Consider the following 12,723-nt stretch of genomic DNA (forward strand, 5'->3'; position numbering starts at 1 on the left):
AGTCTATTCAAGCTTTAAATAACTGGTATGAAAATGTTAGTCAGTCTAAATTAAATCTTTTCTATAGAGCTAAAGGAACAGTAAAACGCTGGGAACAACACATTATTAACTATTTTAAAACTAGAATAACCAACGGATTTGCTGAAGGATTAAACAACAAAATCAAATTAATCAAAAGAATTGGCTACGGTGTTCCCAAAGTTGAAAACTTAAAACGCCGAGTATTTTTATCATTGCTAAGTATTTAAGAGTAATTCAAAAAAACAAAGAGATAACATGATTCAAACGGTGCTATTTAGATTTCACAACATTTGTCAAAGAACCTAATTATTTTATAGAATTTAATTAAATAAAACTTAGGAGGGGAAAATTTTGCGGAAAAGATTTTTAAAAGTTTCAGTTTATGCTTTAATTTTAATTTTTTTAATGTCGGGATTTGCTTTTGCTGCTCCAAAGTATGTTTTTTATTTAATTGGGGATGGAATGGGAGCTTCTCAACGTCAGGCAGCCGAATATTATCTGCAGGCTAAAACAGGTGATAAAACTAAAAAATTAGTAATGAATCAATTTCCAATTGCAGGTGTTAATACAACACATTCTGCTAATTCTCTAGTTACAGATTCTGCAGCTGCCGGAACTGCTCTGGCAACAGGTTATAAAACGAATAGTGGAATTATTGCTGAATTACCTGATGGCAGAAAATTAACCTCTATTATTGAACTAGCTGAACAACATAATATTGCAACTGGTTTAATTACAACAACTAGGTTAACTCATGCGACACCAGCGGTTTTTGCTGCTCACAATTATGATCGTAATGATGAAAATGCAATTGCTGCAGACTATTTAAACAGTGGTGTTGATTTTTTTGCCGGAGGAGGTTATCGTCATTTTATTGGCCAGAATTCTAAAGTTGGTAAGTCAAAGCGAAAAGATGAACGAGATTTAACTAAGGAGTTTGCCAGTCAGGGCTATCAGACTTTTATTGGGGAGCAGTCAACAAAAGATTTTAATAATTTAACTGCTCAGGGTAAAGAAAAAGTTTTTGCTGCTTTTACTTACAGCCATATGCCTTATGAGCTTGATCGGAGATCTGGAGTACCATCTTTAGCTGAAATGACTGCTAAAGGAATTGAAGTTCTTTCTCAATATGAAAATGGTTTTTTCTTAATGGTAGAAGGCGGTCGGATTGATCATGCCTGTCATGCTAATGATCCTGCTGGAGCAATTCATGATACTTTAGCTTTTGATGATTCAGTTAAGTTAGCCTATGAATTTTATCAAAAACATCCTGATCAAACTTTGATCGTAGTAGCTGCTGATCATGAAACTGGCGGTTATGGACTTGGTTTTGGTAAAAATTATTTTCTTAAATTTTCTAATTTATTCAATGTAAAAGTAACTACTGCTGATGATTTAAATTATGGCAAAGGCAAATATAATGGTGATAAAGCCAAATTTTATCAATATATTGCAAAAAATCTTGATTTAAAAGATTTAACCACTGCTGAAAAAACTAAGCTTGAAGCAGCTATGGCAATTGATGATCAACCTGCAGCAGATGAAGCAGTTCAGGGTATTTATGGTGGCTATGATCCAGTTGCGATTGCAGCAACTCATATATTATCTGAACGAGCCAATATGTACTGGACAACTTATGCGCATACTGGCACAGCAGTTCCTTTGTCCGCAATTGGTGTAGGGGCAGAAAATTTTGGTGGTTTTAAAGATAATACTGAGATTGGTCAGGCAATGTTTAAGGTAATGGGCTACCAGGTGGCCTTTGAACAAGAGTTAAGAAAACTGAAACTTGCCGCTAATTAATAATAAATTATCTAAAATAAATATTAATTAAAATTCAGGGGAATTCCCCTGAATTTTATTATTAAATATTTTTTATTCATAAATTAAGGAAGTGAAAAAATTGCCTAAATTATTTACAAAAGCCTCTACTTTATTTATAATTTTAATTCTATTGGCTTTACTAGTATTTATATTTTTAGCTCAAAAAGAAGATAATTTATTAAAAGCTGAGGTTTTAACTGCTGACAACTCGGATGTTATGAATTCTGGTATTTCTAGTATTGGATTTCAACATTTAGAAGTTAAATTGATTGAAGGTAAATTTAAAAACCAAAAATTTTCTGCCTCCAATAATTTAACAGGGCGTCCTTCGGTTGATAATTTCTTTGAATCAGGCGATACTATTCTTGTTTCTTTAAATATTCAATCTGGCAAGGTAGTAAATGTTATTGCAGTTGATAAATATCGACAGAATTGGGAATTGCTTTTATTTTTAATTTTTATTGTGCTGCTTTTAATTTATGCTAAAGAAATTGGTCTGCAAGCAATTTTTTCTTTTTTAACAAGTTTATTAATAATCTGGAAGGTTTTAGTAGCTGGTTTATTGGCAAATACCAATCCTATTTTACTTGCTTTATTAGTTTTAATCTTACTTGCAGCATTTATCTTGTTTTCAATTGCCGGGCTGACTAAAAAAGGTCTAGCTGCATTCATTGGTACTATTACAGGTCTTTTTATTTCAGTCACTATTGCTATGTTATTTGGCAGTAAAATGTCTTTGTTTGGGATGACTGCTCCATATGCTGAAACATTAATTTTTAGTGGTAATCTTGAACTTAATATGCAAGAAATATTTTATGTAGCAATTATTATTGGAGCTTCTGGAGCGGCAATGGATATTGCAATGGATGTAGCAGCTTCAATGACTGAGATTCATAATAAAAGACCAGAATTAAAATTTGTTGAATTGATGCAGTCTGGATTTACAGTCGGTCGAGATGTAATTGGCACGATGACCACTACCTTATTGTTGGCCTACTCAGGTAGTTATCTGCCTTTATTAATGCTTTTTGTTAGTAAACAAACTGCTATTAGCAGAATTTTAAACTACAAAGTAATTGCAGCGGAAATATTGCGTACAATTACAGGTAGTATTGGGCTTGTTTTAACAGCTCCTCTGACTGCTTTAATAGCAGCTTTTTTGTTAACTAAAGAGCAAAGATTGATTAAAAATAAACAAAAATAAAGTGTTTTAGCTGATCAGGCAGGTAAAATGTACTTTTATCTTGAATATTAATTATAACGGTTATTTTATAAATTTTTGTTTGTAAGTTTTTAATTAACTTTAGTTTTAATTAATTTTTTATGGAAAGGGAGATTTATTTGTCTGGTAAGAATACATATTTAGCTCTATTTTTTAAAGCCATTCCGATTGGATTGGCTAATACTTTACCCGGAATTAGTGGAGGAACTTTAGCTTTAGTTTTAAATATATATGAAACTTTAATTAATGCTATTAAGAATATTAAAATAAAAGAGCTTTTTGTAATTGGATTTGGAGCAGTAGTGGGAGTTCTTTTTGGGTCAGCAGTTATAACTGATCTTTATCAAAATCAGCCGCTATTGATTAATTATTTTCTCTTAGGTTTAGTGATTACTTCGGCTCATTCTACTTATAAAAAAATTGGTAAATTAACATTTTTAAAAATGTTAATTATTATATTATCTTTTGTATTAGCTTTGTTTTTGTCCCAGGGATTAAAGCCAGGATTTATTGCTCAAGAGGGGCTAATTTTATTTTTTGTTGCAGGTTTTTTGGGCAGTATTGCAATGATCTTACCTGGAATTAGTGGTGGTACATTATTAATTTTATTAGGTGTTTACCAACCAGTTTTACAGGCGATTAATCAATTTAATTTTTTAATCTTGTTAGTTTTTGGAGCAGGTGTTGTAATTGGCTTATTGGTTTTTGCCTGGCTTTTTTCATATTTATTAAAAAAACATCAATCTCAGATTATGGTAGTATTAACAGGTTTAATTCTTGGGTCAGCTGCAGCAGTCTGGCCGACAGCTTTTCAAATTAAAGGTTTAATTAGTTTGCTAGTTGGTGCAGCTTTAATTATTATTTTAGAATTTATTGGTCAAAAAATTTAAGTGAGGCTAAAAATGGAATTTAATTATTACAGTTATGCAGATGATTTATTTGCAAAAGTTATTCAGCAGCAGCCTGCTGTTTACATATTTGATAATTATTATGACTTGAAAATAGCAATTGAAAATTATAATCCGCAGCCTCTGCAGCAGCAGAGCTTGTTTTTAACTTTAACAGAATTTAAAGAAAGATTATTTGGCAGTGAACAGCTTTTAGTCAAAGAAGAAAAATTACCACTGCTTTTATATTCAGTTTTAACTAAAGCTGAAAAAACTGAATTAAGGATTGAAAATTATCAAGATATCTATCAATTTTCCAGTCGCTTTTTTGCTTATTTCAAATTATGTCTTGATTATAAAATTAAGCAATTAACTGATTTAACAGACTGGCAGAAGGCCAGAATTGATCGTTTAGAAAAAATAAAAATTAGATACCAGAATTTATTACATGATTTAGGTTATGTTGATCAATTAACCCTTCAGGAAAAAATGAATTTAAATATAGATTTTTTAACTGAATATCAGCAGTTAAACTTCTTTAATATTGTTAATTTCACGCCTTACTTTAAAGATTTATTGAATCAGCTGGCAGGTAATTTTAAAATTAAATTACATCTGCAGCTTTACCCAGAAGATTTTTCAGAAAATGATCTGACTTTAAAACAGATTACACTGCCAGCAATTAAGCAGCCAAAAATAGAAATTAAAAAGAATAATTCTAAACTAAAAAGTCTAGCTGCTTTCTTAACTGAATTAGAAATTAGCAGTCAGGAAGTAGAATTAATGGAAGTTGGCAGTAAAGTTGAAGCGGCAAATATTCTCAGCCAGAAAGTTGATTGTAAAAATAGTAAAAACTGTCATTCAACAGAGCTTTATGCTTTTTTGCAAAGTCTGTATAGTTTATATCAATCTGGGGAAAATGATACTGAGCTATTAATTGATCTGCAGTTGTTAAATGATTTGCTTAGCCAAAGTATAGCCAGAAATTGGCTTGGTTTTACAGCAGAAGATTTCCAAAGATTACAAGAACTGATTAGAGAAGATTATTATTATCTAGATAGATCAATTATTCAAAAGAAGCTGCCCAATTTAAAACCTTTAGTTAAAATTTTAGTCAAATTAAAGCAAATAAGCAGTATAGATGATTTAATTAGGTTTTTGCTTCAAATAGCTGCAGATCTATTTCAGCAGGAAAGTAAAGATATACTTGAAAAATTTAGTGATACCCTTTTAGAACTGCAAAGTATAGAAAGGCTGGGTATAATTGATGACTGGCAGCTTTATTATGCTGATCAGGGGGGAGGACTTTTTTCTCTTTTTTTAAATCATTTTGCTTTTAAAAAAATTACTTTATCTGATAATCCCGCTGCAGTTGATTTTTTTCCTTCAGAACTTGCTCCTCAGACTAAAAGAAAAAAATTATTAATTAATAACTGTATCCAGGCTGAATTTAAAACTGGTTCAGCGGGTTTATACTTTTTAAGCGAAAAACAGCTACAAGCTAATAATATTCATCTTCAGCAGAAAAAACAGTTAACAAAGAAATATAAATTTTTGCGCCATCTTTTTAATGCTGATCAGGTAATAATTTTTACTGTAGAAAATGAATCTGAAAGCATTACTCCAGCAGTTATTTTAGAAGAACTTGCACTGGAGTATGAGCTTAGCTTTGTTCCATCAACCTTGCATAAATTTACTGAAAAAGAAGTACTGGCTAAGTTTTTTAACTTCAAACTAAAGCCAGCACTTAGAAATCAAGATTTAGTAAGTTTTAAAAAGGACTTATCAGCCGCTCAGGTTGATTTTGGTCGGCAATTTAATTTTAGTTATTATAAATATAAATACTTTAAAGATTGTTATCATCGTTTTTATCTTGAGTATTTGGCTAAATTGCCGACTGAACTGGAGATTAAACCAGCTCTTTCACTAGCAGTGCTTGGTATTATAGCTCATCAAGTTTTTGCTGATCTGCTCAATTATGCTAAACAACAGCAAATTTATCCTGCTCAGATATCAGGAAATATCAGACAAAAGCTTATTATTTCAGCAATCAGAAAAAATAAACTGAAGCTAGATAAAGATTATTTAACCTTTTATGAACAAATAATTGCTCAAACTTTAAATAGCTCTTTTCTGCATTTTAGTAAATTATTACAAAAATATTTACCAGTAGATTTTGAGGATATATTGGTTGAATGGCCAGAATGGGATTATCAGCGCCAGCAATATTTTAGCAGCCAAAAGGTAGATTTTTATCTTAGTGGTAGAATAGATCTGCTTATTTTTAGTCCGACTGATTATTTTATAATAGACTTTAAAACAGGCAGTGGAGATCAGAAACAGCTTGATTTTTATTCATTAATGCTGCGGCAAAATTATGCTGAAAATCTGCCTGCTCAAAGTAGAAAAGCTATTTATAATATTTTTGCTGAAGCTTTTGAGCACTCTTATCATAATCAGGAAAAAGAAGATCAGCTTGGATCAGAATTACAGATTTTAACTGAAAAACTATTTGCTGTTGGAAAATACGAACGAATTTACAAAAGCCGCTGTCAAAGCTGCCCATATCAAGAAATTTGTCGCGTGGAGGTGACAGCTGATGAAAAAAGTTATTAAGGCTAGTGCTGGGACTGGTAAAACATATCGCCTTGCTTTAGAGTATCTAGCTGCTTTACTTAAGAGAATTGACTTTACTGAAATTATAGTCATGACTTTTACTAAAAAAGCAACTGCTGAGATAAAACAAAGGATTTTTAATCAGCTGAAAATAATTATTAATGATAAGCCAGAAAAAGATAATTTGCTTACTTCTCTAAAAGAAGTTTATCCTGAACTTAAAGTTGATACTAAACTATTGAGCAGAGTTTATAAAAAAATGCTGCTCAATGAAGAAGAAATTAAAATCTATACAATAGATGCTTTTACAAATCAGATTTTCAAGCGCGGTATAGCACCTTATTTAGCTATTTATAATTATCAAATTATTGATGATAGTCAAAATGAAGAAATTATTGAAGATGTTCTAAAAATTATTTTGAATAATCAAACGTATTATAAAAAAATGCAGGATTTTCTAGCTGCAAATCCAGCTCGTGATTTAAAAAAATACCTTGATTTTATCCAGCAAATAGTTAATAATTCCTGGCAATTTTTATTATTAAAATCACAATCTAAAGCAGAATTGGTTGCAGATAATGATCTAGTTGAACTTTTTGAAAAGAGCTATCATGTTCTTGAAAAAGTTGCTGAGCTGCGGGAAGAAGAATTAACTGCTGCTTATTTTGTAAAAGCAGGAAGAACCTTTTTTGAAAATTATTCTGATTTAGAAACAAAAACAGAAAAGCAGGAATTTCTTTATCAGCGTCGGAATTATTTGCTCCAGGAAAGCTATTGGAGTGGCAATAAATTAAGAGCTAAAAAAACAGCCGATTTAAAAGAAAAATTGCAAGCTGAATATGATTTATTTAGACGACAGCTGGCCCGCGAGATCTATAATAGAGAAGTTATCCCAGCAGAAAAAGATATCATTGATTTTGCTGAACTTATTTTAAATATTTATGAAAATATTAAATTTAAGCGAGCTCTTTTTACCCATGCTGATATCAGTAATTATACTTTTAAATATCTTAATGATGAAGCAATTGCTTTGGTTAAAGATGGACAGGTTAGTGATTATCTGCTTGATCTTTTAGGAGGAGATTACCAGACCCTGCTGATTGATGAATTTCAGGATACTAGTATTTTACAGTGGAAAATTTTACAGCCTTTAATAAAAAGAGCAGCTATATTTATTGCTGTTGGTGATGAAAAACAATCAATTTATGGTTGGCGAGGGGGAGAAAAGAATTTATTTGCTAATTTAGATAAAATTATTGGAGCGGAAACAGAACGTCTTAACTGCTGTTATCGCAGTGATCAGCAGATAATTGAACTGCTTAATAATTTTTTTGCAGAAATTGAGCAGGATTGGGAGTATCATCCAGTTAAAGCTAATTCAACTGAGTCAGGACTGACAAAGGTTCTTTATGGAGGTGATTCTGCTTATTATAATACAGCAACTAAAAAATTTGCCGCTTTAACTGAAGAAAAACAGGTAAATATTAAGCAGTTAAATAGTTATATAAAATCTGATTTAGCTGCTGAAATAGCTGTAGATATAAAAGAAAATTATGCTGATGATTATGGTAGAGTAAGTATTTTAGCCAGAACAGCTAAAGAATTAAATACTATTGCGAACTGTCTAGCTCAGTCTGACATACCTTATATTTTAGAAAATAGGGCATCTATTTTAGAAGCCCAGCTGCCAGCCGCTTTAGTTTCCCTGTTAAAATTTATAGCTTATCGAGATTTTTATCAATTATTAAAGTTTTTGCGTAGTGATTTAATTAGAATTAATAATCAGCAGCTGAAATTAATTTTACAGCATAAAGTTGAACTAGAATATTATTTGAATTCATCTCTTGCCGCAGTTGAATTACCATCTGCTATCCAAGATAATATAGTTTTAAATAGTCTTTTTACTGAAATAAAATCACTGTTTGAACTTGATTATCGAGCCTTAATTACTTATCTCTATCAAAAGACAGAACTGATAGAATTAGCTACTGATGGGTTGGCTTTAAAGAATTTATATACCTTCTTTGTGATTCTGAATTCTTTTGATTCCTTAAAAAACGTACTTAATTATTTAGCTGAAAATAAAGATAGTGAAGAATTAAAACAAACAAGAGTGGAAAATAAAGATGCCGTTACACTAATGACTATTCATCAGGCAAAAGGATTATCATTACCAGTTGAATATTTTTACTGGAATCCAGGTCGTCGTTCTGGCAATAATCAATCCAGCCTTAATTTTTATCTTGAATTTGATGAAAAATATGATCAGCTAACAAATTATCTCTTGATCCAGGATCAATATTTACCTATTTTGGATTGGCTTGATTACGATTTCAAAGATCAGGCTGAGAAAAAAGCTGAATTAGAGGAGGTAAATAATCTTTATGTTGCTTTAAGTAGAGTTGAAAAAGAGCTTCATATTTTCATTGAGGCACCTCGAACTATCAAACCAGATCAGCAGTTAATGTGGTCTGGAAGTAATTATGATTATTATGAAAAAATGCTGCTCAAAGCAACAGGAGTTAAAAATTTATTGGAGTTGATTACTCCCTGGCAGAAGGGTTCTATTGTCAAGGTTGAATCAGAAAAATTTACTCAACCTCAACCGCTAATTGATCTGAATAAATATCTTAGCCAAACAGCAGCTAATCAATCATTATTACAACAGCAGCAAGAAGAAAAATATAGATTTTTTCGAGCTAAAAACAATGAATTAGAACTATCAGAAAAGCGGCTTTCCGGTCTGGCTTTACATTATTATTTAGAAAATATTAAATATAATCAGCCAGCAGAAAAAATAACTGCTCGCAAATTAGTTAATAATAAATATGGGAATTTATTGGGCAAAGAAAAAATTAATAGTTTAATTGAACAGGGAGAGAGATTTATTAGCAGTAATAAAGATTTATTTGAGCAGGATAAACAGATATTTACTGAATATCTATTAAAAGAAAAAACTGCTCAATCAGTAAAAAAATACAGAATTGATCGCTTAATAGTTGATCAGTTTCAGCAAAAAATTAAAATTATTGATTATAAAAGTGGTAGTTATAGAGATCCTGAGCAACTACTTAAATATAAAAAATTGCTACAAAATCAGCTAGATCAGAATTGGGAAATTGAAACAGAATTTTTAAATATCTAATTTGTTTTCTATTTGTTCTGCAAGGGATTGTAAATTAATTAATATTAAATTAGCTTAGAAAAAGTTAAAATAGTTAATGGTAGATAAAAACAACTATAATAGAATTTAAATTTAAATTAATTAGAAAGGGTGAGTCGATGAAAATTGTACTAGTTAGACATGGGGAAAGTGAATGGAATCTTGCCAATCGTTTTACTGGTTGGACTGATGTAGATTTAAGTGAACAGGGAGTAAAAGAAGCCCAGGCAGCTGGAGAGTTACTTAAGGAAGAAGGTTATGATTTTGATTTAGCTTATACCTCTTATTTGAAGCGGGCAACTAAAACTTTAAATATCATTCTTGATATTATGGATTTACACTGGATCCCGGTCTTAAAGTCATGGAAGCTTAATGAACGTCATTATGGAGCACTTCAGGGGCTTAACAAGGCAGAAACTGCAGAAAAAGAAGGAGCTGAACAGGTCCATATCTGGCGCCGCAGTTTTGATACACCACCACCTGCTTTAGATAAAGATGATGAAAGATATCCGGGCAAAGAAGCTAAATATAAAAGTTTAACTGTTGAAGAACTGCCTACTACAGAAAGTCTTAAAATGACAATTGAACGTGTTATGCCTTATTGGCAAGAAGAAATTGTGCCTCAAATAAAAGCGGGGCGTAAAATTATTGTTGCTGCTCATGGAAATAGTCTGCGTGCTTTAGTAAAACATCTTGATGGTATATCTGATGAAGAAATATCAAGCTTAAATATACCAACTGGTCGTCCCCTAGTTTATGAATTTGATCAGGAAATGAATGTACTGAATAAATATTATTTAGGTGATCAAGAAAAAATTGCTCAGGAAATTAATAAAGTTAAAAATCAGGCAAAATCATAATTTAATCAAAATTTAATTTTTGCTTAATTACTCTTTAATAATTTTTTGATATATTTTTAGATAGAGACAGCATCTATAGCTGAAATTCATAATTAAGCTGGTTTGCTGTTCTAGAAATTATAATATTTTATTATTAAAGAGGAAGGTGGTAATTTATGATGACTAATTTTTTAAAACAGCAAGGAAAACTATGCAAAGGGTCACTTTTGATTTTATTAATCACGGCTTTAATCCTGGCTGCGGTTCCAAATGTTATGGCTCAATCTGAAACAAAAGGGGAGAATATTTACCAAAGTAATTACTTTGCTGATATTGCAGGCAAAGTTAATAATGGGGTAGTAATGGTAACTTCAACAATTAAAGTTGATTCTCAACAGCAATTACCTCAAATGTTTAATGATCCTTATTTCAGATTTTTCTTTGGAGATCAGTTCCAGGCTCCGGAACAAAAGCCACGTGAAACTCAGGCATTTGGTTCTGGCTTTATAGTTTCTAAAGACGGTTATATTGTAACTAACCAACATGTAGTTAATAAAGCTGATAAAGTAGAAGTTACTATTAATGGGATAGACGAACCAGTTAAAGCAGATGTGGCTTGGTCTGATTATAGTCTTGATCTGGCAATTTTAAAGATTGATACTGATAAGCTTGATCAGGATCTGACAGTTTTAAAAATGGGAGATTCTGATGTAATTAGACCTGGTGACTGGGCAATTGCAATTGGTAATCCCCTTGGTTTTGATCATACTGTTACTGTAGGAGTAATTAGTGCGCTTGGACGTCCGATTCAGATTCCTGGCGATGATCGTAAAATAAGAACTTATCAAAACTTAATTCAACTTGATGCAGCAATTAATCCTGGTAATAGTGGTGGCCCATTATTAAATAACCAGGGAGAAGTAATTGGAATTAATACAGCTGTTTCAACTTCAGGGCAAAATATTGGCTTTGCAATTCCCATCAATGAGATCACTGGTATTGTTAAAGAATTGCGGACAACTGGCAAAGTAACCAGACCCTGGTTAGGAATTTCTTTTAGTGAGATATCTCAGGAAATGCAGGACTATTTTAATCTTGAAAACAAAAATGGCGTAGTAGTAATTGAAGTTTATCAAGATAGTCCTGCTGATAAAGCTGGATTAAAAGCTTATGATGTAATTAAAGAAATTGACCAACAAAAAGTTAAAACAACAGCTGATGTCAGCAAATTAATTAAAAGCAAAGATGTTGGTGATAAGATAATGTTTAAAGTGCTCAGGAATGGCAAAACTCAAATCATCTTTGGTAGAATTGGTAATAAGCCTAATGATGTTTAAAAGCTAGCTTAAGTTTTAATTACCGGGCTTTTTCAAGCCCGGTTTTTTGATTTAACCCTGAACTCTTTTTTTATGTTTAATTTTTGTTGAATACTTGATATAATGGTAGGGGTGAATTTTATGGCAAAAAAAATTTTAATAATTGAAGATGATGTTCAAATCGCACGTTTTGTAGAATTAGAATTGGAGCATGAAGGCTATCAGGTTAAAAAATTTGATAATGGATATGATGGGATTCATTTATTGAGAAATGAAAGTTATGATTTGCTGCTGCTTGATCTAATGTTACCAGGTATGGATGGAATAGAGGTTTGTCGGAGAGTTAGAGAATTTTCTGATCTACCTATTATTATGTTGACTGCAAAATCTGAACTTGATGATAAAGTTGAAGGGCTTGATACAGGAGCAGATGATTATTTAACCAAACCATTTGAAATTGAGGAGTTATTAGCCAGAATTAGGGCCCTTCTCCGCAGAGAAGAAGGTAAAGTTGAATCTGATAATGTTCTAAAAACTGCAGATGTTGAAGTTAATTTAGATGCACATCTCGTTAAAAGAGCAGCTGAAAAGATTGAATTGACTAAAAAAGAGTATGATTTATTAGTTTATTTAATTCAGAATGAAGGAATTGTAGTTAGCAGAGATAAATTACTAAATAACGTCTGGGGCTATGATTATACAGGAGAAACTAATATTGTTGATGTTTATATTAGATATTTACGCAGCAAAATTGATGATCCTTTTGAAGAAAAAATAATTCAGACAGTTAGAGGAGTAGGTTATGTTTTACGGACTACTGAGGATGCCTGATAAT

The 12,723-nt window shown here is 31.4% G+C and carries 9 protein-coding genes; all 9 read left to right on the plus strand.

Annotated elements, in window-relative coordinates; translation table 11 throughout:
• The coding region (locus BMZ74_RS04505; RefSeq protein ID WP_143070141.1) for a transposase at nucleotides 1-248 on the plus strand (248 nt) is incomplete at its 5' end.
• Between the two features lie 178 nt (nucleotides 249-426).
• Nucleotides 427-1,824, plus strand: a complete 1,398-nt coding sequence (locus BMZ74_RS04510; protein ID WP_089860562.1) for an alkaline phosphatase — start codon at nucleotides 427-429, stop codon at nucleotides 1,822-1,824.
• Between the two features lie 100 nt (nucleotides 1,825-1,924).
• Nucleotides 1,925-3,049 (plus strand): YibE/F family protein, encoded by a 1,125-nt coding sequence (locus BMZ74_RS04515; RefSeq protein WP_089860396.1) that lies wholly within the window; start codon nucleotides 1,925-1,927, stop codon nucleotides 3,047-3,049.
• 137 nt (nucleotides 3,050-3,186) lie between these two features.
• Complete coding sequence (locus BMZ74_RS04520; protein ID WP_089860399.1) at nucleotides 3,187-3,957, plus strand: DUF368 domain-containing protein; 771 nt, start codon at nucleotides 3,187-3,189, stop codon at nucleotides 3,955-3,957.
• A gap of 12 nt (nucleotides 3,958-3,969) precedes the next feature.
• Nucleotides 3,970-6,570, plus strand: a complete 2,601-nt coding sequence (locus tag BMZ74_RS04525) for a PD-(D/E)XK nuclease family protein (protein WP_089860401.1) — start codon at nucleotides 3,970-3,972, stop codon at nucleotides 6,568-6,570.
• Nucleotides 6,554-9,715 (plus strand): UvrD-helicase domain-containing protein, encoded by a 3,162-nt coding sequence (locus BMZ74_RS04530; protein WP_089860404.1) that lies wholly within the window; start codon nucleotides 6,554-6,556, stop codon nucleotides 9,713-9,715. The genes BMZ74_RS04525 and BMZ74_RS04530 overlap by 17 nt, the downstream gene beginning before the upstream one ends.
• A 137-nt stretch (nucleotides 9,716-9,852) precedes the next feature.
• The gene (gene gpmA, locus BMZ74_RS04535) at nucleotides 9,853-10,593 is read left to right on the plus strand and encodes a 2,3-diphosphoglycerate-dependent phosphoglycerate mutase (RefSeq protein WP_089860407.1); all 741 of its coding nucleotides are present in this window, start codon (nucleotides 9,853-9,855) and stop codon (nucleotides 10,591-10,593) included.
• 155 nt (nucleotides 10,594-10,748) lie between these two features.
• A complete protein-coding gene (locus BMZ74_RS04540) occupies nucleotides 10,749-11,909 on the plus strand; it encodes a S1C family serine protease (protein ID WP_245750815.1) in 1,161 nt (386 codons plus the stop codon).
• 120 nt (nucleotides 11,910-12,029) lie between these two features.
• On the plus strand, nucleotides 12,030-12,719 hold the full coding sequence (locus BMZ74_RS04545) for a response regulator transcription factor (protein ID WP_089860410.1): 690 nt from the start codon (nucleotides 12,030-12,032) through the stop codon (nucleotides 12,717-12,719).
• Nucleotides 12,720-12,723 lie beyond the last annotated feature (4 nt).

It is taken from the genome of Halanaerobium salsuginis (assembly GCF_900114545.1).
Classification (GTDB): domain Bacteria; phylum Bacillota; class Halanaerobiia; order Halanaerobiales; family Halanaerobiaceae; genus Halanaerobium; species Halanaerobium salsuginis.